A 25,881-nucleotide genomic window follows, 5' to 3' on the forward strand; every position below is an offset into this window, starting at 1 on the left:
GCATGGTCGAATCACAGGATCGCGAACAGATCGGGCGGTTGCTCGAATCCGTCCGGGCCGCCGGACGCACCGCCCTCACCGCCCCCGAGGGCAAGATCGTGGCGGACGTCTACGGGATCGCCGTGCCGGGCGAGGAGCTGGCCCGGGACGTGGACGAGGCGGTGGCCCATGCCGACCGGCTCGGCGGGCAGGTCGTCCTGAAGATCGTCTCCCCCGATGTGCTGCACAAGACGGATGCCGGCGGCGTCGTCGTGGGGGTGTCGGGCGCCCCGGCCGTACGGGAGGCCTTCTGCCGCATCGTCGAGAACGTCCGGGCGTACGCGCCGGACGCGCGGATCGACGGCGTTCAGGTGCAGCAGCTGGTGCCGCCGGGCCAGGAGGTCATCATCGGCGCGGTCACCGACCCGACGTTCGGGAAGGTGGTCGCCTTCGGCCTGGGCGGCGTGCTCGTGGAGGTGCTGAAGGACATCACGTTCCGGCTGGCACCGGTCACCGCCGACGAGGCGTGCTCGATGCTCGACTCGATCGGCGCGGCCGAGGTCCTGCGCGGTGTGCGCGGCGCCCCGCCGGTGGACCGGTGGGCGCTGGCCGAGCAGATCCGGCGGGTCTCCCAGCTGGTCACGGACTTCCCGGAGATCGCGGAGGTCGACCTGAACCCGGTGATCGCGGCCCCGGACGGGGCGGTCGCAGCCGACATCCGGATCCTGCTGGCCACCGAGCCCGTGAAGGAGCGCCGCAAGTACGGCCGCGAGGAGATCCTCGCCTCGATGCGCAGGCTGATGGAGCCGCGCTCGGTCGCGGTGATCGGTGCCTCCAACGAGGCCGGGAAGATCGGCAATTCGGTGATGCGCAACCTCATCGACGGCGGGTTCGCCGGGGAGATCCACCCGGTGAACCCGCGGGCCGATGACATTCTGGGCCGCAAGGCGTACAAGAGCGTCACGGACGTTCCCGGTGAGGTGGATGTGGCGGTCTTCGCGATCCCGGCCAAGTTCGTCGCGTCGGCGCTGGAGGAGGTGGGCCGCAAGGGCATCGCGAACGCGGTCCTGATCCCGTCCGGCTTCGCGGAGACCGGTGAACAGGCCCTCCAGGACGAGATCGTGGCGATCGGTGAGCGGTACGGGGTGCGGTTGCTCGGGCCGAACATCTACGGCTACTACTCGACGTGGCAGGATCTGTGCGCCACCTTCTGCACCCCGTACGACGTGAAGGGCGGGGTGGCGCTGACCTCCCAGTCCGGCGGCATCGGTATGGCGATCCTCGGCTTCGCCCGTTCGACGAAGACCGGTGTCTCCGCGATCGTCGGGCTCGGCAACAAGTCGGACCTCGACGAGGACGATCTGCTGACCTGGTTCGGTGAGGACCCGCACACCGAGTGCATCGCGATGCACCTGGAGGACCTCAAGGACGGGCGCGCCTTCGTGGCGGCGGCGCGGGCGACCGTGCCGAAGAAGCCGATCGTGGTCCTGAAGGCGGGCCGGACGAGCGCGGGCGCGAAGGCGGCCGGTTCGCACACCGGCGCGCTGGCCGGCGACGACGCCGTGTACGACGACATCCTGCGCCAGGCCGGGGTGATCCGGGCGCCGGGGCTGAACGAGATGCTGGAGTACGCGCGGGCGCTCCCGGTACTGCCCGCGCCCAAGGGTGACAACGTCGTCATCATCACCGGGGCGGGCGGTTCGGGCGTGCTGCTCTCCGACGCGATCGTGGACAACGGCCTTTCCCTGATGGAGATCCCGCCGGATCTGGACTCCGCGTTCAAGGCTTTCATCCCGCCGTTCGGCGCGGCCGGCAACCCGATCGACATCACGGGTGGTGAGCCGCCCTCGACGTACGAGGCGACGATCCGGCTCGGCATGGAGGACCCGCGCATCCACGCGCTGGTGCTGGGCTACTGGCACACGATCGTCACCCCGCCGATGGTCTTCGCGGAGCTGACCGCCCGGGTGGTCCAGGAGTTCCGGGACCGCGGGATCGAGAAGCCGGTGGTGGCGTCGCTGGCCGGGGACACCGAGGTCGAGGAGGCCTGCGCGTATCTCTTCGAGCGCGGCGTCGTGGCCTACCCCTATACCACCGAGAAGCCGGTCGCGGCGCTCGGTGCGAAGTACCGCTGGGCAAGGGCCGCGGGGCTGCTGACCTGACCCTTCCCAGGCACGAGGAGTTTGGACAGGGGGCGCTGGCCAGGTTCTTTCGAAGCCAAGGGGAGTTTCATGAGCACAGAAGGACAACCGGGCGCGTCAGCCGTCGCGTACCGGGAAGTGACGGACGGCAAGGGCCGCGTCTACCGGGTCGGTGAGACGGACCGCGGCATTCTCGGCCACAGCCGCAAGATCATGGTGTATCTGCCGTGGATCGCGATGATGGCCATCAGTGTGTCCGAGTACGCGTACGGCTCGGCGGAGGACACCCTCTCCGAGGCGCACGGCTGGACACAGAGCAACACCTTCTGGATTCTCAGCGTGTGGGTCTTCTTCCAGGCCGGGATAGCCTTCCCGGCCGGGTGGCTGCGTGAGAAGGGCGTACTCACCGCGCGCCGGGCGATGTATATCGGCGCCGCGCTCTGTCTCGTCGGCTTCCTCGCGCTCTCGCACCTCGACAACGTCTTCGCCGCGATCTGCGGCTTCGGCGTCATCGGCGGTCTGGGGTCCGGGCTGATCTACGCCACCTGCATCAACATGGTCGGCAAGTGGTTCCCGGAACGGCGCGGCGCGAAGACGGGCTTTGTCAACGGAGGCTTCGCCTATGGTGCGTTGCCCTTCATCTTCATCTTCAACTACGCCTTCGACACCGGTAACTACAACGAGGTGCTCGACCTCATCGGTGTCTACGTCCTGATCGTCGTGGCGATATGCGCCTGGTTCTTCAAGGACCCGCCGCAGAACTGGTGGCCGGCGGAGGTGGACCCGCTGAACCACTCCGGGAACACGAAGAGTTCCGCGAGTCTGGCGAAGAATCCTCCGGCGTCCAAGCAGTACACGCCGAAGGAGGCCATCAGGACCGGGATGCTGCCGCTCATGTGGATCACCATCGTCCTGACGGCCGGGGTGTCCATCTTCGGGATCTCCTTCCAGGTGGACTACGCCAAGGAGGTCGGCTTCGGCCCCCTGGTCGCGGCGTCCTCCATGGGGGTCATGGCGGTCATCAACGGGGTCGGGCGTGCCGTCGTGGGATGGCTGTCCGACATCTGGGGCCGCAAGCTGACCCTGGTGTTCGTCATCGTCGTGCTGGGCCTCGCCCAGTTCGGTGTGATCTGGGCCGGCAACCTGCACAGCGAGTGGCTGTTCCTGTTCTTCGCCTTCCTCTCCGGCTTCGGCGGCGGCGCCTTCTACCCGATGTTCGCCGCTCTGACCCCGGACTACTTCGGGGAGAACTACAACGCCACCAACTACGGTCTCGTCTACAGCGGCAAGCTGGTCAGCGGGCTGTTCGGCGGTGGGCTCGGCTCGATGGTGGTCGACTCCTGGGGCTACGACGGCGCCTACGCGCTGGCCGGGGCGATCTCCATGGTGGCGGCGTGCATCGCGCTGATGCTGAGGCAGCCGGGACGGCCCCGGATACGGGACATCGCGCCGAATCCACAGCCGATCAGCCGGGAAGTCGTCTAGGAGCAGCGCTTTTCCCATCACGGCCTCGGGCCTCCCCGCACAGTGTGCGGGGAGGCCCGACGTACGAGGCACAGCGGGGACGGGCCCCCGCCGGCGGTGCTACTTGCGCAGCGCCGCGATGCCCTGGTAGCTGGTCCGCGCCTGGTCCAGCGACTGCCCGAGGTCGGTCGAGCTCGGTGCGTTGTCCTGCTCGATCATCGGGTTGCGGTAGTTCGCCTCACCGACCCGGCTGAAGAAGGTCCGGTAGTCGATGATCCCGTTGCCGAAGGCGACCATGTCGTAGCCCTCGCCACTGGTCTCGTTGGCGACGCCGTCCTTGGCGTGGAACAGCGGGTAGCGCTTGTTGTTGCGGCGGACCAGTGCCGCGGGGTCGAAGACGTTCTCCCGCTGCGATCCGTCGAGCGCGGTGTAGGTGTGGAACTTGTACTGGGCGACGTGCGCCCAGAAGACGTCCATCTCCAGCCATACGGTCTTGGGGTCGGTGACCTTGAGGAAGTACTCCAGCTTGCGGATGCCGGAGCTGCGGGTGGGACGCCCCTGATCGTCCAGGGGACCGCCGTCGAGCAGGAAGCCGTAGGCCGCGTCGTGGTTGTGGGTGTACAGCTTGATCCCCGCGCGGTGGGCGATCTGCCCCATCGCGTTCCACTGGTCGGCCGCCACGTCCCAGTCGGCACGGTAGGCGCTGCCGGTGGGGTCGCCACCGGTGCCCATGTGGTCCATGCCGAGGATGTTCGCTATTTCGAGGTGCCGCTTGAACGTGTCCAGGTCGCTCTGGCTCAGCGGCCAGGACGAGGGGATGAAGCCGTGGTTGCCCTGGGCGCGCAGGCCGTAGTCGTCCAGCCACGAGCGCAGCAGCTTCGCACCCGCCACCGTCTCGAGGTTGTTGCCGCCGGGTGCGTTGGCGTGCTGGCCGTACCCGGCGAACTCGACCTGCTTGTAGCCGTAGCGGGCGAGCTCCTTGAAGACTTCGCGGAAGCCCGAGGGAAGGCTGGTGCTCAGCGGATCGCGGCCCGTCGCGTCGCGCACCGTGTACAGGATGATTCCCCGCTTGGCCGCGGGGACCAGCGCCTGACCGTGGCCGTGGCCGTGGTCATGCCCGTGGTCATGCCCGTGGTCATGGCCGTGCCCCTTCCCGTGGTGGGAGGAGTGGGCGAAGGCCGGCGACGCGCCGAGTACGGGTGCGGCGATCGCCGTCGCCGCGGCGGCGGTGCAGGTGCTGAGGAAGCGGCGGCGGTTGACGCCCAGGGTGCGGCGCAGGGCGCTGTCGGTTCCGGATTCGTCGTTGTACTCGGTCACGGTCTCTCTCTTTCTCGAAGACGCGCACAGGGCTGCGCGCGGACCGATCTCATGCGAGGCCGGCAAGCGTGAGGAGCAGGGACTTCACTTCGGTGGCCCGGACCGGGCCGCTGAAGGCGTGGGGGGTGGAGCAGAGGATGAGCGGCCCTTCTTCGTCGCTCAGGGGGAGGCGGCCGTGGCTGCCGCGGATCGGTGACGGGTCGAGCGGGACGACCGCCATGCGGTAGCGCATGCCGAGCTTCTTGCGGGCGACGGCGGTCGCGGCCTTTACCCTGACGTACGGGTCCCGGGGGTCCAGGAAGAGTTCGACGGGGTCGTAGCCGGGTTTGCGGTGGATCTCGACGAGCTGGGCGAAGTCGGGCGCGCGGGCGTCGTCGAGCCAGTAGTAGTACGTGAACCAGGCGTCCGGCTCCGCGACGGCGACCAGCTCGCCGGAGCGCGGATGGTCGAGGCCGTGCGCCTTCTTGCCCTCGTCGTCCAGGAGCTGCTCGATGCCCGGCAGTCCGGCGAGCGCCTCGCGGGCCGCTTCGAGGTCCTCGGGGCGGCGTACGTAGACGTGCGCGATCTGGTGGTCGGCGACGGCGAAGGCCCGGGAGGTCATCGGGTCGAGGTACTCCATGCCGTCCTGGGTGTGGACCTCCAGGAGTCCGGCGCGGCGCAGGGCGCGGTTGATGTCGACGGGCCGGTCCACCCGGGTGATCCCGTACTCGGAGAGGGCGACGACGGTGCGGCCCTCTCGGCGGGCGTCGTCCAGGAGCGGGGCGACGGCCCGGTCGAGGTCGGCTGCGGCCTTGAAGGCGCGCGGGTCGTCGGGACCGTAGCGCTGGAGGTCGTAGTCGAGGTGCGGGAGGTAGCAGAGGGCGAGGTCGGGGTGGCGGGTGTCGATGACGTGCCGGGTCGCGTCGATGATCCACTGCGAGGAGACGAGGTCGGCGCCGGGTCCCCAGAAGTGGAAGAGGGGGAAGGTGCCGAGCTTCTCGGTGAGCTCGTCGTGGAGGGCCGGCGGGCGGGTGTAGCAGTCGGGCTCCTTGCGGCCGTCGGCGTAGTAGACGGGTCGCGGGGTGACGGTGAAGTCGGTGTCGGCGCCCATCGCGTACCACCAGCAGATGTTGGCGACGGTGTAGCCGGGGTGGGCGCGGCGGGCCGCGTCCCAGAGCTTGTCGCCCTCGACCAGTCCGTTGTGCTGACGCCACAGGAGGACGTCACCGAGTTCACGGAAGTACCAGCCGTTGGCGACGATCCCGTGCTCGGCGGGCATGGTGCCGGTGAGGAAGGTGGACTGGGCGGCACACGTCACGGCGGGGAGCACGGTGCCGAGCGGGGCGTGGGTGCCGCTCCCGCCGAGAGCCTTGAGGTTCGGCATGTGTTCGAGGAGCCGGGGGGTGAGCCCGACGACGTCGAGGACGAGGAGGGGCGTGGGTGAGCCCTCGGTGGTCATGGCAGCTCCTTGAGGCCGAGGTCGACCAGGAGGTCGCGGGCGAGGGTGAGTTCGGCGGCGATGCCGTCCGCCAGCTGGGCACGCGTCCTGGGGCGCAGCTCCGCCGGGAGCGCCTGCCAGGTGTACGTCTCGACCTCCAGGTGCCGGGTGAGCGGCCGCGGACCGCCGACCAGCCGGGTCAGGGTGGACCGGAGCACGGGGAGGGTGGAGGTGAGCGGTGGCGCGGGTGGCGCGTGCAGGGGTACGTGGAAGTGGGCGCGCCACGGGGCGCTGTCGGGCAGGGCCTCGCCGGTGACCGCCTCGTCGAGGTCGTCGGTGCCGCGCAGCCCGGCGGCGGTGGCGACGCGGGTCTGGTGGAGGAAGCGGGGTTCGGCGAAGGCGGCGAGCGCGGTGCGTACCTCGGGGAGGTGGGGGTGCTCGGCGTGCAGGGCGGCGGAGAGCTGTGCCTTGACGGCGGGGATGCCCGCGGCGGCGAGCGCGTCGAGTGCGGTGTCCGGGTCCTCGAAGGAGGTGGCGAGGTGGCAGGTGTCGACGCAGATGCCGATGCGTTCGTGGGCGATGGCGGTGAGCGGTGCGATGGCGTCGGCGGTGGTCTCGACGGTGCAGCCGGGTTCGGGTTCGAGGCCGATCCGGATGGATTTGCCGGTGAGTTCGGCCAGCGCGTCCAGGCGTTCCCCGAGGGTGGTGAGCGCGGCCAGGGCGGTGCGGGCCGCCTCGGGGTCGCCGGTGTACGGGGTGCGCCAGGCGATGGGCAGGGTGGAGATGGTGCCGTCGGTGACGTCGTCGGGCAGGAGCGTGGCGAGGAGCCGGGCGAGGTCGGTGGTGTGGGCGAGGCGTTCGGGGTCCGTCCAGTCCGGTTTGTACACCCGGTACTTGACCTCTTCGGCGCCGAAGCCCTCGTACGGGAAGCCGTTGAGGGTGACGACCTCCAGCCCCCGGCGGTCGAGCTCGGCGCGCAGGGAGCGCAGTTGGGCGGGGTCGTTGACCAGGGTGCGGGCGGCGTCCCTGGCGAGCCAGAGGCCGATGCCGAGGCGGTCGCGGCCGAGCCGTCTGCGTACGGGTTCGCAGTGGTCGCGCAGTTGGGCGCGGACGCCTTCGAGGGTCTCGGCGGGGTGGACGTTGGTGCAGTACGCGAGGTGGACGACGGATCCGTCGGGGTGGCGGAAGCGCATGGCCTCACTCGCCGCCGCGGAGGATGGAGTTGCCCTCGTGGAGCTGTTGCGGGGCCGGGGTGTCCAGGTGGAGGCGGCCGCTCTGGCCGTAGAAGGCGACGGGGTTGCGCCACAGCACCTGGTCGACGTCGTCCTCGGTGAAGCCGGCGGCCAGCATCGCGTCGGCCACGCCGCGGGTCTTCAGCGGGTCGCTCTTGCCCCAGTCCGCGGCGGAGTTGACGAGGATGCGCTCGGTGCCGTGCAGCTTGAGGACGGCGATCATGCGGTCCTCGTCCATCTTGGTGTCGGGGTAGATGGAGAAGCCGGCCCAGCAGCCGCTGTCCAGGGCGTCCTTCACCGTCGTCTCGTTGAGGTGGTCGAGCACGACCAGCTCCGGGGCGAGGTGGGATTCGCGTACGACGTCGATGGTGCGGCGCAGACCGGCGAGCTTGTCGCGGTGCGGGGTGTGGACGAGTGCGGGCAGCCCGTGGTCGGCGGCGAGCTGGAGCTGGGCGGCCAGCGCGGTGTCCTCGGCCGGGGTCATGGAGTCGTAGCCGATCTCGCCGACGGCGACGACGGAGTCCTTGACGAGGTAGCGCGGCAGGGCGTCCAGCACCGGGGTACAGCGCGGGTCGTTGGCCTCTTTGGGGTTGAGGGCGAGTGTGCAGTGGTGCGCGATGCCGTACTGGGCGGCGCGGAAGGGCTCCCAGCCGAGCAGGGCGTCGAAGTAGTCGAAGAAGCTGCTCGGCGAGGTGCGGGGCTGGCCGAGCCAGAAGGAGGGTTCGACGAGCGCCCGGACCCCGGCGTCGTACATCGCCTGATAGTCGTCCGTGGTGCGGGACGTCATGTGGATGTGGGGGTCGAAGATGCGCATCAGGACTCCTCGGATGGGGCCGTTGAGGCCGTGGGGGCGGCGGGACCGGGGGCTGCGGGGCCGGTGGTGGCGGGGCCGGGGGCCGTGAGGGCGAGTACGTGGTGCAGGTCGGCGGGGACGGGGCGGCCCGCCGCGATGCGCTCGGCCGCGTAGTCACCCAGCATCCGGGCGAGTTCCGCGTCGCCCCGGGCGCGCCGGGCCAGCTGGTCGACGGCGTCGACGGGGACGCCGGTGAAGAGGCATTTGAGAACGGCGTGGCGCCAGTTGTGCGGGTCGAGGTGCTCGCCGGCGTACGGGCCGACAGCGGCGGCGATCAGCGTGGTGTCGTTGGCGCGCAGGGCGTCCTCGACGAGGGCGACGGCGGTGGCGCCGAGGCTCAGAGCGGGCAGCGCGAGCAGCACGGCGCGCCGTTCGGCGGCGGTGCCCTGTTCGTAGAGCCGGGTCACGGCGTCGAGGCCGGCACGGGCCCCGGTGAGCAGCAGGACGCGTACGGAGTCGCCGCGTTCGAGTCCGCAGTGCCGGCCGGCCGCGGCGTAGCGCAGTTCCCACGGGGGGACGGTGTAGGCGTTGGCGGTGGGTTCGGTGTCCGGGTGCGCGGCGGCGTGGGCGGCCTCGGCGAGGGCTTCGTCGAGCCAGGCGCGGGCGGCGCCCCCGAGCTGTGCGTCGAGTTCCCTGCGGGTCAGCAGCGGGGCGCCCGGCCGGTTCTTCGGCGGGGTCTTCGGCATGGCGTGGCTCCCTTCGGCGGGCTAGCGGCTCGGCGGACCGTACTTGCGCAGGAACTCGATGGAGGTCCGGGCGAGTTCGGGGCCCGCGTGGGAGTGGCGGGGCAGTTCGACGACGGTGAGCCCCTGGTATCCGTTGTCGCCAAGGGCGTCGAGGGCGGCGAGTACGGGCGGGAAGTCGATCTCGCCCTCGCCGAAGGGCAGGTGTTCGTGGACGCCGCGGCGCATGTCCTCGATCTGGACGTGCCGCAGCCAGGGGGCCGCGTCGCGTACGCAGTCCACGGGCGAGGCCTGCTCAAGGCACTGGCAGTGGCCGATGTCGAGGGTGAGCCCGAGCGGCTCCGGTTCACCGCACAGTGCGCGCAGGTGGTGGAAGTCGGAGAGGTGGCTGAGGAGGTGTCCTGGTTCGGGCTCGATGGCCAGCGGCACCCCGGCCCGCTGCGCCGCGTCGATGACCGGGGTGAGCGCGCCGGTCAGCCGGTCCCAGCCGGTCCCGGCATCGGTACCCGGAGGCATGACCCCGCTGAAGCAGTGCACGGCGTGGGCGCCGAGTTCGGCGGCGACGCCCACGGCCCGCACGAGCAGCCCGGTTCTGGCCGCCCTGGCCTCGGGGTCCGGGTCGAGCAGGGACGGGCCGTGCTTGCGGCGCGGGTCCAGGACGTAGCGGGCCCCGGTCTCCACGGTGACGCCGAGCCCCAGCTCCTGGAGCCGGCCGGCGACCCGCCGGGTGCGGGCGAGGAGGTCCGGGCCCATCGGGTCGAGGTGCATGTGGTCGAGGGTGAGGCCGACGCCGTCGTACCCGAGGTCCGCGAGGAGGCCGAGCGCGTCGCCCAGACGGAGGTCGGTGAGTCCGTTGGTGCCGTAGCCGAGGCGGATCGTCATGTGGGGCTCACCTTCCGGGCGAGGCTGCGGGCGAGCGGGACGAGGCCCATCACGGCGAGCGCGGTGCCGGAGGCTCCGGCCCGGGTGGCGAGGGCGGCCTGGAGCGGGATCATCGCCCGGATGCCGCCGCCGACGGCGCGCTGGGTGAGCGGCGGCGACGGGTTGAGCGCGGCGTGGACGAGCGGGCGGCCGGCGGTGCGCAGGTAGGCGCCGGTGAGCGCGGTGAGCAGGAGCCGGGCGGGGGCCGACGCCCGCTCCCCCTTCCCCGGCCGCTCCCGCACGGTCACGGCGCCGAGCGCGGCGACCGCGGTGAGGGCGGCGAGGGGTGCGGTGGTGGAGCCGCCCTGTGCCTCGTGGCGCGAGACGGCGGTGACCGCGTAGGTGTGGGCCGTCAGCAGGGCGGCTGCGGGGAGCGCGGCGGGCACGGCGGTGCGGGCCGTGGGCGGGGCCGGGGGCGCGGAATCGGTGGCGGCGGAGGTCTCAAGGGCCGTCGCGGAGGCGGTCCCGGTGGCCTTCGCCGTCGCCGTCGCCGTCGCGCCGAGGAGGAGGTCCAGGCCGCGCGCCGCCGCCATCGCCGCCGGGCCCGCCGGGGTGTGCTTCAGCCGCAGGTCGTACGCCCAGACCGTCGCCGCGAGGCCGGTGGCCACCGTCAGGGCCGGGCGGCCCGCGCGGGCGGCCAGAGCCAGGCCCGCCGCGGTCAGCGCACCGGCGGCGGTGAGCGCCGCGCGGGGGGTGATCCGGCCCGAGGGGATCGGCCGGTGCGGGCGGTCCACGGCGTCCTCTTCGCGGTCGGCCCAGTCGTTGAGGGCCATGCCCGCCTCGTACAGACAGAGCGAGGCGCCGACGGCGAGGGCGGTGGAACGGCCGGGGCGGCGCCCGACGGCTGCCGCGCCCGCCAGCGCGTCGCCCGGCACGGTGAACAGCGCGGAGACCCTGAGCAGTTCCGCCCAGGCGCGTACCGTCACTTCTCGCCCCGCAGCCGCTCCGCGAAGGAGAGCAGCGCCAGGTACTGGGCGGACAGGGCGGCGGGGCCGCCGTCCGGGTCCTTGAAGTAGAAGCCGAGTTCGGGACGTGGCCCGGTCAGGCCGACCTCCTGGGCGCGGGCCAGCAGCCGTGCCAGGTCGAGGACCAGGGGCGCGGCGAGTGCCGAGTCGCAGCCCTGCCAGGTGGTCTGGAGGACCATGCGGGCGCCGAGGAACCCGTCGAACGCGATGTGGTCCCAGGCCGTCTTCCAGTCCCCGAGCGCCGGCACGTCGTCGATGTGGACCTCGCCCTCGGGGGCGGCGCCGAGCGTGTCGGCCAGGACGCGTTCCTTGCCGGCGTTCTTCGCGGCGGCCGCCGCCGGGTCGGCCAGTGCCGCCCCGTCGCCGCCGCCGAGCAGGTTGGTGCCGGACCAGGCCCGTACCGGCAGGGCCCGCTGCACGAACATCGGGGCGAGCACGGAGCGCAGCAGGGTCTGGCCGGTCTTGCCGTCGCGGCCCGCGTGAGGAAGTCCGCACGCCGCGACGGCGGCTTGGAGGGCGGGGGTGCGCAGCCCGGTGGAGGGGGTGAAGTTGACATAGGGGCAGCCGGCGCGGAGGGCGGCGGCGGCGTAGAGGGAGCTGGCGGGCAGCCGCCGGGCGCCGGGCTCGGGGGCCGGCTCGGTGGAGGCGACGTTGATGACGACGGTCCTGGCCAGGCCGCCCCGGCGGGTGAAGTCGGTGAGGTCGGCGGCAAACGCCGTGACGAGTTCCTCGTCCGTGCGGGTGTCGCCGGGGAGCGGTCCGCCGGGGCGGATCTCGGCGTCGGCCTTGGCGAGTTCGGATTCCACCGCGGAGGGCAGGCCGTGCGGCAGCACTCCCCCGGCGGCGAGTACTTCGGCCCGTTTGGGAAGTGGGCAGTCCAGGGTGTCGTGCCCGCCGAAGACGAGTGAGCCGACGGGTGGCAGACCGCTCTCGGCGAACGGTGCGGTCTCGGTGACCATGCCGGCGGCCGGGTGGAGACCCGCCGCGACCGCTGCGCACCCCGCCGTGGCGGTGGTGGCGACGGAGCCGCGTGCTCCGATGAACCAGACTCCGGTACGAACGGCGTGTGCTGACACGGGCTGCCTCCCTGGCTGGGGGTCCTGGCGGTGCAGAGCTGGTGGCGCTGTGCCTGAGGGGATGGGGGGTATGGGGGTGCGGACGGCGGGTGGGGTGTGGTGTCCCGCCCGCCCGCCGTCCGGACGGTGGCCCTATGCGGAGGGCAGTTCCTTCAGCTGGATGTTGCGGAAGGACACCTGGTCGTCGGCCCCGTGGTTCTGGAGGCCGATGTAGCCGTCCTTGAGGCTGCGGGCCGGGTCGGTGTTGGTGAAGTCGTTGATCTTCACTCCGTTGAGGAAGATCTGGAGCCGTTCACCCTGGACCTTGATCTCGTAGCTGTTCCACTGGCCGGGCGGCCGCAGCACCTGGTCGCGGGCCTTGATGTTGGCCGACTTGAAGGTGTAGACGGCGCCGGTGGTGCGGTCGGGGGCGTCGGTGGCGTCGATCTGGACCTCGTAGCCGTTGTCGACCGCGGACCAGGGGTCGTCGGACTCCGGGAAGCCGACGAAGACTCCGGAGTTGTCGTCGCCCGCCAGCTTCCAGTCGAGCTTCAGGGAGTACGACTTCAGCTCCTTGGCCTGGTAGGTGAGCAGGCCCATGCCGCCCTCGGAGCGCAGCTCGCCGTCGACGACGTCGAACGTGCCGGGTCCGGCCTGCTTCCAGCCTTCGAGCGTCTTGCCGTTGAAGATCGAGCGGTAGCCGGTGTCCGGCTTGCAGTCGGCCTTCACCTGGCCGGCCGCGTAGCGCAGCCCGCCCGAGAGGACCTTGCGGAAGTCGGGGTCGGCGTACGACTCCTTGGTGTGACCGAGGCCGGTGTAGAAGGACCGGCCGCCCTGGTAGCTCTGGCACCAGGTGATCGGGTGGTCGCCCTTCATGTTGCCGCCGGTGTAGGTCGTCTCGTCGAGGGTGGCGAGGACCTTGACCTTGCCGCGCGGGTTGGTGCGGTAGTTGTACAGCTCGTCGGTGCGGTCCCAGGCCTCGCCCAGGTGCGCGGTGGCCGGGTTCTTGTGGTCCTCGACCCGGACGGTGACGGGCTGGATGGCGGGGTGGCTGTCGAAGTACGCGCCGACGAGTCCGCCGTAGAACGGCCAGTCGTACTCGGTGTCGGCGGCGGCGTGCACGCCGACGTATCCGCCGCCGGTGGTCACGAAGTTCTCGAACGCCTTCTGCTGGTCGGCGTTGAGGACGTCACCCGTGGTCGACATGAAGACCACGGCGTCGTAGCGGGCCAGGTTGGAGGTGGTGAACTGGCCGGCCTCCTCCGTCGCGTCGACCGTGATGTTGCTGTCCTTGCCGAGTTCCTTCAGTGCGGCGATGCCCTCGGGGATCGCGTCGTGGCGGAAGCCGGCGGTCTTGGAGAAGACCAGGACCCGCTTGGCGGTCTTGTCGGGCGCGGTGTTGGAGAGCTCGAAGTCATCGAGGTCGTAGAGCGCTCCGTCGCCTCCCTTGAAGACCAGGAAGAGCTCGGTGGACTTCTTCGGGACGCCGCGCAGTGGTACGTCGATGTCCTGGAAGACCTCCCAGCCGCCGGTCACCGGGACGGGTGCGGAGCCGAGGATCTTACCGTCGGCCGAGCCGGAGCGGACTTCGAGGAAGCCGCCGGCTCCGCCGGAGGCGATCCGGGCGGTGAGCTTGGTGGAGTCCCCGAGCATGTACGGCTTGAAGGAGATCCAGTCGCCGTTGTCGATGTCGCCGACGGTCTTGCCGCCCTCGGCGTTCGCCTTGTCGTAGGTCTTGATGCCGGACGAGTCGCTGAAGTGCTCGGCCTGGCGGTGGCGCGGCTGGAGCTCGGACTGGTCGTGACCGGACAGTGCGGCCTGGCCGCCGCCCCCGCCGTCGGTGTACGAGGCGTCGATGACCCCGAAGATGTTGGCGTTGGGGTCGTGCCCGCCGTCCATCTCGGTCTTGATGGTGCCGGTGCAGCCGTGGGCCGAGGTGATGGGGTGGCCGTGGGCGTCGTGGCCGAGGATGAAGCGGACCTCGACCTTGGAGCAGTCGATGGCCTCGTCCTCGGGATCGGTGACGGTCACCTTGAACGGGATCTCGTCGCCGAAGCTGAACAGCTGCCCGTCACCGGGGAGTTCCAGCTTCACGACCGGAGCGGTGTTGCCGACGGTCACGTGGACGTTGGCCGTTCCGGTGCGGCCGGTGGGGTCCGTGGCGGTGACGGTGGCGGTGTAGGTGCCGTTCTTCTTGTACGTGTAGGCGGGGTTGGCGGCGGTGGACTTACCGCCGTCACCGAAGTCCCAGCTGTAGGTGAGCGCGTCCCCGTCGCCGTCGGTGGTGCCGGCGGAGGAGAAGGCGACCTTGAGCGGTGCCGTGCCAGAGGTCTTGTTCGCGGTGGCCTCGGCGATCGGTGAGCGTCCGCCGGTGGCGTTCTCGATCCGGTAGAGGGCGGAGTTCTCGTCGCCGCCGAAGTAGCCGGTGCCGTAGTCCAGGACGTACAGCGCGCCGTCGGGCCCGAAGGCCATGTCCATGATCTGGGTGCCGGACCACGGCACGTCGTTGATGGACTGCACCTTGCCGTCGGCGTCCTGTTCGATGCGCTTGATCCACTGCCGGCCGAACTCACCGGCGAAGAAGTCGCCGTCGTAGCTCTCCGGGAACTTCACGGGCGAGTCGAGGTCGGCGTCGTAGTGGTAGACGGGTCCGCCCATCGGGGACTCCGAGCCGGTGCCGAACTCGGGCACGGACCCGTTGTCGTACGGGATCCAGGCGGGCTGGGCCGGCGGCAGGTCGACCAGCCCGGTGTTGTACCGGGAGGTGTTCTTGGGGGCGGCGCAGTCGAAGGCCTCACCGGAGGTCTTCGTCGCGAAGTCGTAGTCGATGAACGGGTCGTTGTTGCCCGTGCAGTACGGCCATCCGAAGTTGCCGGGCTTGGTGACGCGGGCGAACTCCACCTGTCCGGCGGGGCCGCGCTTCGGGTCGGCCGCACCGGCGTCGGGGCCGTAGTCACCGACGTACAGGATGCCGGTGGTCTTGTCGACGGTGAAGCGGAAGGGGTTGCGGAAGCCCATCGCGTAGATCTCGGGACGGGTCTTGTCCGTGCCCGGCGCGAAGAGGTTCCCGTCCGGGACGGTGTACGTGCCGTCCTCGGCGACCTTGATGCGGATGATCTTGCCGCGCAGGTCGTTGGTGTTGCCGGCCGAGCGGCGGGCGTCGAACGCCGGGTTGCGGTCCGGCCGTTCATCGATCGGGGAGTAGCCGTCGGAGGCGAACGGGTTGGAGTCGTCGCCGGTCGACATGTACAGGTTGCCCTGTGCGTCGAAGTCGATGTCCCCGCCGACGTGGCAGCACATGCCGCGCGAGGTCGGGATGTCGAGGACCTTCTTCTCGCTGGCCATGTCGAGCGTGCCGTCCTCCTTGAGGACGAAGCGCGAGAGCCGGTTGACCCCGTCGAACTTGGCGAAGTCGGCGGCGGTGCCGTTCTCGGGGGCGTCGCCGGCCGGGGTGTCGAGCGGCGGCGCGTAGTAGAGGTAGATCGCCCGGTTCTTCTCGAAGTCCGGGTCGACGCCGACGCCCTGGAGGCCTTCCTCGTCATGCGAGTAGACGGGGAGGGTGCCCGCGAGGGTGGTGTCGCCGCCGCTGTCGGTGAGCCACAGCTCGCCGCCCCGGGCGGTGTGCAGGACGCCGCGGTCCGGGAGCACCGCCAGCGTCATGGGCTCGCCGGTCTCGGCCACCCCCTTGGCGAGGGTCACCTGCTGGAAGTCCTCGGCGGCCGGGGCCGGGGCGGGCTCCTCGTGGGCGGCGGCGATGCCCGATGTGCCCAGGCTGAGGGTGGCGGCGGCGAGCAGGGCGCCGGTGAACAGGGCGAGGGACTTACGGACGCGGAGCCGTGATCCGGTCCTGCTTCGGGTTCTGTGCACGAGTTGTCCTCCGGAGAGTGCCGGTTGTACGGGCGGGTGCGGGTGCTGCCGTGCCGTTCCGCGCGGGGACTGCCGCGCAGGTCAGTCGGGGCCTGTGCGGCCCCGGTGACGAGAGTCATGTCGTGTACACGTTCTGGACGGTAGACCTGTTCGTCCTGGCTGGAAAGCCCTTGTGCAGCGGTCTTGTTGAACTTTTTCCTTGGTCAGGACAAAGCAGGGTGAGGACAGGACGGAGCGGCCCGACGGCGTACCGCGTGCCGCCGGACACGGTTCAGCTCCTCCCGCGATCGTGGCGCGGGGGTCCGGGAGCGCGGCCCCGGGCAGGGGGCCGCGCTCCCGGAGGCGTCCGTCAGTCGTTGCCGCCGAACGCCGCGTCGAACGACGTGCTCGGCGGGTCGAAGTCGAACCGCTTCAGCGAGGCCAGCGCCTCCGGCGCGCCCGTGAGGCGGTCCATGCCGGCGTCCTCCCACTCCACGGAGACCGGTCCGTCGTACTCGATGGACCGCAGCATCCGGAACACGTCCTCCCACGGCACATCGCCGTGCCCGGCCGAGACGAAGTCCCAGCCGCGCCGCGGGTCACCCCACGGCAGATGGGAGCCCAGCCGGCCGTTGCGGCCGTCCAGCCGCTTGCGGGCCTCCTTGCAGTCCACGTGGTAGATCCGGTCCCGGAAGTCGTAGAGGAAACCGACCGGGTCCAGGTCCTGCCAGACGAAGTGGCTGGGGTCGAAATTCAGCCCGAAGGCCGGCCGGTGGCCGACGGCCTCCAGCGCGCGGTGCGTGGTCCAGTAGTCGTACGCGATCTCGCTCGGGTGCACCTCGTGGGCGAACCGCACCCCCTCCGCGTCGAACACGTCCAGGATCGGGTTCCAGCGCTCGGCGAAGTCCTCGTAGCCCCGTTCGATCATGTGCGGCGGGACCGGCGGGAACATCGCCACCAGGTGCCAGATCGACGAGCCGGTGAAGCCGATGACCGTGTCGACCCCGAACGCGGCGGCCGCCCTCGCGGTGTTCTTGATCTCCTCGGCGGCCCGGCGGCGCACCCCTTCGGGCTCCCCGTCCCCCCAGATCCGGGCGGGCAGGATGCCCTGGTGGCGCTCGTCGATCGGGCTGTCGCAGACGGCCTGGCCGACCAGGTGGTTGGAGACCGCCCAGCACTTCAGCCCGTACTTGTCGAGCAGCTGGTGACGGCTCTCCAGGTAGCCGGGGTCGGCCAGAGCCTTGTCCACCTCGAAGTGGTCGCCCCAGCAGGCCAGTTCGAGGCCGTCGTAGCCGAAGTCACGGGCGTGCCGGCAGACCTCCTCCAGTGGCAGATCGGCCCACTGACCGGTGAAGAGGGTGAAGGGACGGGGCATGCGCAGGACCTCCTAGAGCTGTGCGGTCGGTTGTACGGGGGTGTGCACGGAGTTCTTCGCGGCGCTCTCCTCCACCGCCGCCAGCACCCGCTGCACCTGGAGCCCGTCCGCGAAGGACGGTGTGGGCGCGCCGTTCTCCGCGATGGTGCGGACCACGTCGCGGGCCTGGTGGATGAAGGTGTGCTCGTACCCGAGGGCGTGGCCCGGCGGCCACCAGGCCTCCAGGTAGGGATGCTCGGGCTCGGTGACCAGGATCCGCCGGAAGCCGGCCGTGGTGGCGGGCTCGGTGTGGTCGTGGAAGGACAGCTCGTTGAGCCGTTCCAGGTCGAAGGCGAGCGAGCCCAGCTCCCCGTTGATCTCCAGGCGCAGCGCGTTCTTCCGGCCGGCCGCCATCCGCGTCGCCTCGAAGGAGGCCACCGCGCCGGAGGCGAGCCGACCGGTGAAGAGCGCGGCGTCGTCCACCGTGACCGCCCCTCGCGCGCCGGTGTCCGCGATCCCGGCCAGGCCGTTCGACGAGCCGGTCCGCAGGGGCCGTTCGCGTACGAAGGTCTCGGTGACCGCGGACACCCCGACCAGCAGCTCCCCCGCGAGGAACTGGGCGAGGTCGACGATGTGCGCCCCGAGGTCGCCGAGCGCGCCCGAGCCCGCGTGTTCCCGCTCCAGCCGCCAGGTGAGCGGCGAGGCGGGGTCGACCAGCCAGTCCTGGAGGTAGGTGGCGCGTACGTGCCGCAGGGTGCCGAGCCGCCCCTCCGCGATCAGCTTCCGGGCATAGGTGATGGCGGGTACCTTGCGGTAGTTGAAGCCGACCACCGCCACCTGACCCCGGGCGGCTGCGCGCGCCGCAGCCTCGGTCATGGCCTCGGCCTCCGCGACCGTGTTGGCGAGCGGCTTCTCGCACAGCACGTGCTTGCCCGCCTCCAGGGCCGCGATGGCGATCTCCGCATGGCTGTCGCCCGGGGTGCAGATGTCGACGAGCTGCACGTCGTCCCGGGCGATCAGGGCCCGCCAGTCGGTCTCGGCCGCCGCCCAGCCGTGCCGGTCGGCGGCGGCCTCGACCGCCTTGCGGTCGCGTCCGCAGATCGCGGCGAGAGCGGGCCGCATCGGCAGCTCGAAGACATGGCCGGCCGTACGCCACCCCTGCGAGTGCGCGGCGCCCATGAACGCGTATCCGACCATGCCGACCCCGAGCGTGGGCACGCTCGCCATCGGCCGGTACGTCGGCGGCGCCGCCGCCTCCTGCTCCGTCTCTTCCCTACGGGCCATCCGGACTTCCTCCTCATCGGTGGTTCGGTGGGTGCGGCGGGAGGGTCAGCACCCTCCCGCGGGGCCTCAGCCCGACCGGCCCTTGGGGGGCGGCGTCGCGGGGCTGGATACGCACATCTGCCGCGTTGTCGTCAATCACCATGGCTCCGCCATGCCTCAATCCTCCGCCTTGCAGCTGCACGCACCCAGCCCCGCTCCTTCTCCCACCCCCCAAGGGCCGGTCGGGCTCAGTTGAAGCCCGTCGGCAGGTACTGATCGATGTTCTCCTTGGTGACCACCGCGGAGTAGAGCGTGAGGTTGGTCGGGATCTCCATCTCGGAGAGGCCGGCCACACCCTTGCCCTGGCCGAGCGCGCGGGCCAGGTCGACGGCCGAGGCGGCCATCGTCGGCGGGTAGAGCACGGTGGCCTTCAGGACACTGTTGCCGGCCTTGATGGCGTCCATCGCGGACTTGGCCCCGGCCCCGCCGACCATCAGGAACTCGTCCCGGCCCGCCTGCTCGATGGCGCGCAGCGCGCCCACGCCCTGGTCGTCGTCGTGGTTCCACAGAGCGTCGAACTTCTTCTGCGCCTGGAGGAGCTGCGCCATCTTCGCCTGGCCGGACTCGACGGTGAAGTCGGCTGCCTGACGGGCCACCAGCTTGATGTTGGAGTAGTTCTTCAGCGCGTCCGCGAAGCCCTGGCTGCGCTGCTTGGTGAGCTCCAGGCTGTCGATGCCGGCCAGCTCGACGACCTTGGCGTTCGGCTTGTCCTTGAGCTGCTCGCCGATGTAGGTCCCGGCGTTGAGCCCCATGCCGTAGCTGTCACCGCCGACGTAGCAGCGGTAGGCCTGCGGGGAGGCGAAGATACGGTCCAGGTTGACGACGGGAATACCCGCCCGCATCGCCTCCAGGCCGACCTGGGTGAGCGCCTTGCCGTCGGCCGGCAGGATGATGAGGACGTCGACCTTCTTGTTGATGAGGGTCTTGACCTGGCCGATCTGGGCGGCGGTGTCGTTGGAGCCCTCGGTGGTCTCCAGCGTGATCTCGGAGTACTTCTTCGCCCGCGACTTCGCGTTCTCGTTGATCGCGTTGAGCCAGCCGTGGTCGGCCTGCGGACCGGCGAATCCGATGGTGAGGGGCTTGCCCGGCTTGTCGTCGGCGGCGGGCGCGTTGCTCTGCGCCGCGGTGTCCTTCTCCTTGGGGTCGTTGCTGGTGCAGGCGCTGAGGAGGGCACCCGCTGAGACCGCCGCAGTCCCGAAAAGCAGTCCTCTTCGGCTGGTTTCTGGCATGGCTGTCAAACCCTTCATCCGTGCGTGGACATGCGGAACAGGCAGGAAATGATGGGGAGTTGACTAAAAGTCAGGTATCCCGGTGGGCCGACGTGCGGCTCTGGACCAGTACGGCGGCGACGATGATCGCGCCCTTGGCGATCTGCTGGACGTCGCTCTGCAGGTTGTTGAGCGCGAAGATGTTGGTGATGGTGGTGAAGACGAGGACACCCAGCACGGAGCCGACGATGGTGCCCCGGCCGCCGGTGAGCAGGGTGCCGCCGATGATCGCGGCGGCGATGGCGTCCAGCTCGTACAGGTTGCCGTTGGTGTTCTGACCCGAGCCGGACAGGATGATCAGCATGAAGGCGGCGATGCCGCAGCAGAGTCCGGACAGCAGGTAGAGGTAGAGGCGCTGGCGCCGTACGTCGATGCCCGCCAGCCGGGCCGCCTCCGCGTTGCCGCCGACGGCGACGGTGCGGCGGCCGAAGGTCGTACGGTTCAGCAGCAGCCAGCCGATGACGGTGACCACCGCGAACATGATGACCAGTGGCGGGATGCCCAGGACGTAGGAGCCGGGCAGGCCGAGGTCCAGGACCGACTTGACGGTGACGATCTGGGTCTTGCCGTCGGTGATCAGCAGGGCCATGCCCCGGGCGGAGGCGAGCATCGCCAGTGTCGCGATGAACGGCACCAGCCGGCCGTACGCGATGAGCACACCGTTGATCAGGCCGGCCCCCAGGCCGACGAGCATCGCGGTGAACAGGATGCCCACGAAGCCGTATTCCTGGGTGGCCAGGGTGGTCGCCCAGACCGAGGCGAGGGCGACCATGGCGCCGACGGACAGGTCGATGCCGCCGCTGGTGATGACGAAGGTCACCCCGACGGTCACCACGCCGATGACCGATGCCTGGGTCAGGATCAGCTGAAGGTTCCCGGTGTCCAGGAAGGCGTCGGGCTCGGTGATCGCGCCGACGACGATCAGTGCGGCGAGAACGCCCAGCAGCGAGAGGCTGCGCAGGTCGACGCGCAGCCCGAAGGCTCGCGGGGACCTGTCCTTCTTCGACGGGGGCGCGGGGACGGATACGGGCGCGGCGCCCTTGTCCGGCCCGCTCTGCTGTGCCGAGGAGACGGGCTGCGTCATGACGTCGGGCTCCCTTCCATCACGAGGTCGAGTACGCGGTGCTCGTCGAGCTCCGTGGCGGCCGCCGTATGCACGACATGACCCTCACGGAGCACCAGCACCCGGTCGGCGAGGCCCAGGACTTCGGGCACTTCGCTGGAGACGAGCAGTACGGCGAGGCCTTCGTCGGCCAGCCGGCGGATCACGGCGTAGAGCTCGGCGCGGGCGCCGACGTCCACTCCGCGGGTCGGTTCATCGAGCAGCAGCACCCGGCAGCCGCGCAGCAGCCAGCGGGCCAGGACCGCCTTCTGCTGGTTGCCCCCGGAGAGCGTGCGGACGGGGGCGTCCGGGTTGTCGGGGCGCAGCGAGAGCTCGCGGGTGGCGGCGCGGGCCGCCTTGCGCTCGGCCCCCCGGTCGAGCCAACCACCCCTGGAGAAACGGGACATGGTCGACACGGAGACATTGCGGGTGACGGATTCGAGCATCAGCAGGGCCTGCGCCTTGCGTTCCTCGGGGGCGAGGCCGATGCCGGCCGCGACGGCGGCGCGGACACTGCCGGTCCGCAGGGGCTTGCCGGCGACGGTGACCTGTCCGGCGGTGGCGCGGCGGGCTCCGTAGATGGTCTCCAGGATCTCGGAGCGCCCGGAGCCGACGAGCCCGGCCAGGCCGACGATCTCGCCGGGCCTGAGTTCCAGGTCGACCGGGGCGAACTCGCCCTTCCTGGTGAGGCCTTCGACCCTGAGCACCGGTTCGGCCACGCTGCCCGCGGGCGCGGTGTCCGGCCTCGGCGGGAAGACGTACTCGACATTGCGGCCGGTCATCATGGCAACGATGTCGCGCGTGGGTGTGGACTCGGCGGGCAGGCCGACCGCGACGGTCCTGCCGTCCTTGATCACGGTCACCCGGTCGCCGATCCGGCGGATCTCCTCCAGCCGGTGGGAGATGTAGACGACCGCGACCCCGTCGGCGGTCAGGGAGGCGACGATGCGGAAGAGGTTGGCCACCTCGTCGGGGTCCAGGGCCGCGGACGGTTCGTCCATCACGATGAGCCGTACGTCGTGGGAGAGCGCGCGGGCCATCGAGACGATCTGCTGCTGGGCCGCGGAGAGTTCACCGACCGGACGGGCCGGGTCGATCTCCGGGTGCCCGAGGCGCTTCAGCAGCGCGGCGGCGGCGGTGCGGCCGTCACGGGTGCGGACGACGAAGCCCGCGGTGGTCGGCTCGTGGCCGAGGAAGACGTTCTCGGCGACCGACAGCCCCTCCACCAGGTCGAGTTCCTGGTAGATGGTGGCGATCCCGAGGCGCATCGCGGTGATGGGCGTCTTGAGCACGGCGGGTGATCCGCGCCAGATGATCTCACCGTCGTCGGGCTGGTGGGCCCCGGCGAGCACCTTGATGAGGGTGGATTTGCCCGCCCCGTTCTGGCCGAGCAGACAGTGGACCTCGCCGGCCTGGACTTCCAGGTCGACGCCGTCCAGGGCGCGCACGCCGGGGAAGGACTTGGTGATGCCGGACATGGTGAGCAGGGGTGGTTCTGGAGCCATGACAAATCCCCTCGGCGGGTGCCGGTGAGCGGGCAGGGCGAAGTACGGTCCCGGGGTTCACCCGGACCCCGGCCGCTGGCGCGGGGTGGTGCCTTTCTTGCCGGCCGGCCGAGGATCGGTCCGGCGGGAGGCGGATCGGACGGGAGAGCGATCAGGCGGGAGAGCGATCGTGCGGGTGGTGCGCGGCTCTTGCACGTGCTGTGGCCCGGTGAGCAGGCCGGTGGTGCCGGTTTCGGGCCGGTGCTGCCGGGGTCAGGCCGGTGAGAAGAGGTGGTCGCTGATGAGCCTGGCCGCGCCGATCACTCCGGCGGCGGGTCCCAGCTCGCCCAGCACGATGGGGAGGTTGCCGGTGGCCAGTGGCAGTGACTGCCGGTAGACCTGGGTCCGGACGCTGGCCAGCAGCGTGTGACCCAGTCCGGTCACCCCGCCGCCGATCACCACCAGACCGGGGTTGAAGAAGCTGACGAGTCCCGCGATGACCTGCCCGACCCGGTTTCCGCCTTCGCGGATCAGGTCGAGCGAGGTGGCGTCGCCCGCGGCCGCGGCGGCGGCGACGTCGACGGCGGTGAGTTTCCCGGACGCCGACAGCCTGGCCGCGAGCTCCGTCGACTGCCCGGCACGGGCGGCGTCCTCGGCGTCGCGGGCCAGTGCGGCGCCGCTGAAGTGCGCTTCCAGGCAGCCCCGGTTGCCACAGGCGCAGGGGCGCCCGTCCGGTTCGACCTGGATGTGGCCGATGTCGCCCGCACTGCCCGTCGTACCCCGGTGGACCTCGCCGCCGACGACGATGCCGCAGCCGATACCGGTGCCGATCTTGACGCAGAGGAAGTCGCCCACGGAGCGTGCGACGCCCGCGTGCTGCTCCCCCATCGCCATCAGGTTCACGTCGTTGTCGACCATCACGGGGCAGCCCAGCTCCTGGCTGAGCGCCTCGCGGACCGGGAAGCCGTCCCAGCCGGGCATGATCGGCGGTGCGACCGGGATTCCCTCGGGGAAGCGGACCGGCCCCGGTACGCCGATCCCCGCGCCGTCGAACCCTTCGGCGAGCCCGGAGGCCCGGAGCTTGGCCGCCATGGACAGCACCTGCTCGAAGATGGCGACGGGGCCCTCGCGTACGTCCATGGGGTGGTTGAGGTGACCCAGGACCTCCAGCTCCGCGTTGGTGACCGCCACGTCGACCGAGGTGGCGCCGATGTCGACGCCGAGGAAGCGCAGTGCCGGGGCGAGCCGGATGTTGTGCGAGCGACGCCCGCCGCGGGATGCGGCGAGTCCGTCGGCCACCACAAGGCCGGTCTCCAGCAGTCTGTCCACCTCGACGGCGAGCTTGGAGCGGGAGAGATCGACCTGATCCCCCAGCTGTGCCCGTGAGTTGGGCCCGCCGTCGCGCAACAGCCGAAGCAGTCGCGCCTGATGCGCATTCGCGGGTCGTGCCGTCATACGTCTCACGCGCCCCTCCCCGCCACATCGGCCTGTCCGTCGGGCTTTGGAGGGGAACGTAGCAGCGCTTGCCCGGAGTGGGAAGAAGTTGCGCAGGAATCCACCACAACTTTCTCCACCCTGAGGACAAAGAGGTGTGGGCGCCGGCCTCGGAGGGGGCCGCCGGCCGCCGTCGGCGACGGGCACGACGATGCCCCCGATCGCCGGGCGGGCTGATTCCTCAGCCGGCGTTCGAGGGCATGGGAAGCGGGGAGGTCAGCCCTCCTGGCGCTGGTGGTAGCTCTGGCGGGTGTGTTCCGTGTGGGAGCGCATGACGGCCGTGGCCTGCTGCTCGTCGCGCGAGGAGATCGCGGCGATCAGCGCGCGGTGCTCGGTCCAGGACCGGATGCCCCGCTGACGGGCGACGGGGGTGTAGTACCAGCGGACCCGGCGGTCCACCTGGCCGGCCAGCTCGGCGAGGACGACATTGCCGGCCAGCTCCATGACCTTGGCGTGGAAGGCGGCGTTGGTCGCGACCGCCAGGTCCACGTCGTCGTCGGCGACGGCCCGCTCGCCCCTGGCGCACAGCTCCTCCAGGGCGGCGATGCCCGCGCTGCCGGAGTTGGCGGCGGCGAGCCGGGCGGCCTCGGCCTCCAGGAGCGTACGGACCGACAGCAGCTGGTCCGCCTCGTCCTCCGTGGGCTCATGGACGAACGCGCCCTGGGCGGGCCGCAGATCGACCCAGCCCTCGGTGTTGAGCCGCTGCAGGGCCTCGCGCACCGGCTGCCGGGACACCCCGAGATGGCCGGCCAGCTCGCTCTCGACCAGGTGCTGACCGGGACGCAGCGCACGGGTGGTGATGAGTTCGAGCAGCGCCTCGTAGACCCGCTCACGCAGCGGACCGGGGCGTTCCAGCTTCGGCACGGTCCCTTGCGGCAGTCCTGCGGACAACATTGCGGTCCCCCTCCGAGCGACGAGCAATTGCTTATCGTCTACAGTCTACCGAGCACAAGTCCCCTCAGGGACAGCGGATCACCTGACCCGCGTAGCTGAGGTTCCCGCCGAAGCCGAAGAGCAGCGCCGGAGCGCCGGTGGCGACCTCGCCCCGTTCCACCAGCTTGGACAGGGCCATCGGGATCGAGGCTGCGGACGTGTTGCCGGAGTCCACCACGTCCCGGGCGATGACCGCGTTGACGGCGCCGATCTTCCTGGCGACCGGTTCGATGATCCGCAGGTTGGCCTGATGCAGGACCACCGCGGCGAGATCCTCGGGGGTGAGCCCGGCCTTCTCGCACACCTTGCGGGCGATGGGCGGCAGCTGGGTGGTCGCCCAGCGGTAGACCGACTGCCCTTCCTGGGCGAAGCGCGGCGGCGTCCCCTCGATCCGTACCGCGTCCCCCATGCCGGGCACCGAACCCCACAGCACCGGCCCGATGCCCGGCCGGGCGGCCGAGCCGGAGTCGGCGACCACGACCGCGGCCCCGGCGCCGTCCCCCATCAGCACGCAGCTGGTGCGGTCGGTCCAGTCGACGATGTCGCCCATCTTGTCGGCGCCGATCACGAGCGCGCGGGTGGCCGCTCCGGCGCGCACGGCGTGGTCGGCGGTGGCGAGGGCGTGGGTGAAACCGGAACAGACCACGTTGATGTCCATCACCGCGGGTGACGTCATGCCGAGGCGGGCGGCCACGCGGGCCGACATGCTCGGTGACCGGTCGATCGCGGTGGAGGTGGCGACCAGCACCAGATCGATGTCCGAGGGCTGGAGCCCGGCGGTGGCGAGCGCCTTGGCCGCAGCGTGTGCGGCCAGCTCGTCCACCGGCTCGTCGGGGCCACCGAGGTGACGGGTCTTGATGCCGACGCGGCTGGTGATCCACTCGTCACTGGTGTCCACCATGGCGGCCAGGTCATGGTTGGTGAGCACCTTGGCGGGCTGATAGTGGCCGAGCGCCACGACGCGTGAGCCGGTCATATTCAGGTTCCCCTCGCTACATATGGCAGGAACCATCCAGTCTTGGTCGCTACCGACCGGTACAGAGACACGTG

At 70.9% G+C, this 25,881-nt stretch carries 19 protein-coding genes; 2 read left to right on the forward strand and 17 right to left on the reverse strand.

Going from position 1 to position 25,881, the window contains the following annotated elements:
• Positions 1-2: 2 nt before the first annotated feature.
• Both ACGFU6_RS04145 and ACGFU6_RS04150 read left to right on the forward strand, forming a co-directional pair.
• Positions 3-2,141: an acetate--CoA ligase family protein gene (locus ACGFU6_RS04145; protein WP_393607959.1), complete on the forward strand. Its 2,139-nt coding sequence runs from the start codon at positions 3-5 to the stop codon at positions 2,139-2,141.
• Positions 2,142-2,210: 69 nt separating this feature from the next.
• Positions 2,211-3,605, forward strand: a complete 1,395-nt coding sequence (locus tag ACGFU6_RS04150; protein WP_393607960.1) for an OFA family MFS transporter — start codon at positions 2,211-2,213, stop codon at positions 3,603-3,605.
• A gap of 99 nt (positions 3,606-3,704) precedes the next feature.
• On the opposite strand, the gene ACGFU6_RS04155 is transcribed toward ACGFU6_RS04150, so the two are convergent.
• From ACGFU6_RS04155 to ACGFU6_RS04235, 17 genes are all read right to left on the reverse strand, one after another.
• Positions 3,705-4,901 carry a sugar phosphate isomerase/epimerase family protein gene (locus ACGFU6_RS04155; RefSeq protein ID WP_393607961.1) on the reverse strand — a complete coding sequence of 399 codons (1,197 nt, stop codon included), beginning with the start codon at positions 4,899-4,901 and terminating at the stop codon, positions 3,705-3,707.
• Positions 4,902-4,950: 49 nt separating this feature from the next.
• The gene (locus ACGFU6_RS04160) at positions 4,951-6,339 is read right to left on the reverse strand and encodes an alkaline phosphatase family protein (RefSeq protein WP_393607962.1); all 1,389 of its coding nucleotides are present in this window, start codon (positions 6,337-6,339) and stop codon (positions 4,951-4,953) included.
• A complete protein-coding gene (gene eboE / locus ACGFU6_RS04165) occupies positions 6,336-7,511 on the reverse strand; it encodes a metabolite traffic protein EboE (RefSeq protein ID WP_393607963.1) in 1,176 nt (391 codons plus the stop codon). Before eboE ends, ACGFU6_RS04160 begins: the two co-directional genes overlap by 4 nt.
• Positions 7,512-7,515: 4 nt before the next feature.
• On the reverse strand, positions 7,516-8,364 hold the full coding sequence (locus ACGFU6_RS04170; protein ID WP_393607964.1) for a TatD family hydrolase: 849 nt from the start codon (positions 8,362-8,364) through the stop codon (positions 7,516-7,518).
• Positions 8,364-9,089 (reverse strand): EboA domain-containing protein, encoded by a 726-nt coding sequence (locus ACGFU6_RS04175; protein ID WP_393607965.1) that lies wholly within the window; start codon positions 9,087-9,089, stop codon positions 8,364-8,366. The genes ACGFU6_RS04170 and ACGFU6_RS04175 overlap by 1 nt, the downstream gene beginning before the upstream one ends.
• Before the next feature lie 21 nt (positions 9,090-9,110).
• The gene (locus ACGFU6_RS04180) at positions 9,111-9,968 is read right to left on the reverse strand and encodes a sugar phosphate isomerase/epimerase family protein (RefSeq protein WP_393607966.1); all 858 of its coding nucleotides are present in this window, start codon (positions 9,966-9,968) and stop codon (positions 9,111-9,113) included.
• Complete coding sequence (locus ACGFU6_RS04185) at positions 9,965-10,933, reverse strand: SCO3242 family prenyltransferase (protein WP_393607967.1); 969 nt, start codon at positions 10,931-10,933, stop codon at positions 9,965-9,967. The genes ACGFU6_RS04180 and ACGFU6_RS04185 overlap by 4 nt, the downstream gene beginning before the upstream one ends.
• Positions 10,930-12,048 carry an inositol-3-phosphate synthase gene (locus ACGFU6_RS04190; RefSeq protein ID WP_393607968.1) on the reverse strand — a complete coding sequence of 373 codons (1,119 nt, stop codon included), beginning with the start codon at positions 12,046-12,048 and terminating at the stop codon, positions 10,930-10,932. Before ACGFU6_RS04190 ends, ACGFU6_RS04185 begins: the two co-directional genes overlap by 4 nt.
• A gap of 132 nt (positions 12,049-12,180) precedes the next feature.
• The gene (locus tag ACGFU6_RS04195; protein ID WP_393607969.1) at positions 12,181-15,894 is read right to left on the reverse strand and encodes a ThuA domain-containing protein; all 3,714 of its coding nucleotides are present in this window, start codon (positions 15,892-15,894) and stop codon (positions 12,181-12,183) included.
• Between the two features lie 349 nt (positions 15,895-16,243).
• The gene (locus ACGFU6_RS04200) at positions 16,244-17,248 is read right to left on the reverse strand and encodes a sugar phosphate isomerase/epimerase family protein (RefSeq protein ID WP_393607970.1); all 1,005 of its coding nucleotides are present in this window, start codon (positions 17,246-17,248) and stop codon (positions 16,244-16,246) included.
• Positions 17,249-17,260: 12 nt separating this feature from the next.
• The gene (locus ACGFU6_RS04205; protein WP_393607971.1) at positions 17,261-18,511 is read right to left on the reverse strand and encodes a Gfo/Idh/MocA family protein; all 1,251 of its coding nucleotides are present in this window, start codon (positions 18,509-18,511) and stop codon (positions 17,261-17,263) included.
• Between the two features lie 227 nt (positions 18,512-18,738).
• The gene (locus ACGFU6_RS04210; RefSeq protein ID WP_393607972.1) at positions 18,739-19,779 is read right to left on the reverse strand and encodes a substrate-binding domain-containing protein; all 1,041 of its coding nucleotides are present in this window, start codon (positions 19,777-19,779) and stop codon (positions 18,739-18,741) included.
• A 70-nt stretch (positions 19,780-19,849) separates the two neighbouring features.
• Complete coding sequence (locus ACGFU6_RS04215; RefSeq protein ID WP_393607973.1) at positions 19,850-20,902, reverse strand: ABC transporter permease; 1,053 nt, start codon at positions 20,900-20,902, stop codon at positions 19,850-19,852.
• Positions 20,899-22,425: a sugar ABC transporter ATP-binding protein gene (locus ACGFU6_RS04220; protein ID WP_393607974.1), complete on the reverse strand. Its 1,527-nt coding sequence runs from the start codon at positions 22,423-22,425 to the stop codon at positions 20,899-20,901. The genes ACGFU6_RS04215 and ACGFU6_RS04220 overlap by 4 nt, the downstream gene beginning before the upstream one ends.
• Positions 22,426-22,677: 252 nt before the next feature.
• Positions 22,678-23,859 (reverse strand): ROK family transcriptional regulator, encoded by a 1,182-nt coding sequence (locus tag ACGFU6_RS04225; protein WP_123530896.1) that lies wholly within the window; start codon positions 23,857-23,859, stop codon positions 22,678-22,680.
• A gap of 255 nt (positions 23,860-24,114) precedes the next feature.
• A complete protein-coding gene (locus ACGFU6_RS04230; protein WP_393607975.1) occupies positions 24,115-24,792 on the reverse strand; it encodes a GntR family transcriptional regulator in 678 nt (225 codons plus the stop codon).
• Positions 24,793-24,856: 64 nt separating this feature from the next.
• Positions 24,857-25,807 carry a beta-ketoacyl-ACP synthase III gene (locus ACGFU6_RS04235; protein WP_123530900.1) on the reverse strand — a complete coding sequence of 317 codons (951 nt, stop codon included), beginning with the start codon at positions 25,805-25,807 and terminating at the stop codon, positions 24,857-24,859.
• Positions 25,808-25,881: the final 74 nt, after the last annotated feature.

The organism is Streptomyces sp. NPDC048462 (assembly GCF_043200175.1).
Classification (GTDB): domain Bacteria; phylum Actinomycetota; class Actinomycetes; order Streptomycetales; family Streptomycetaceae; genus Streptomyces.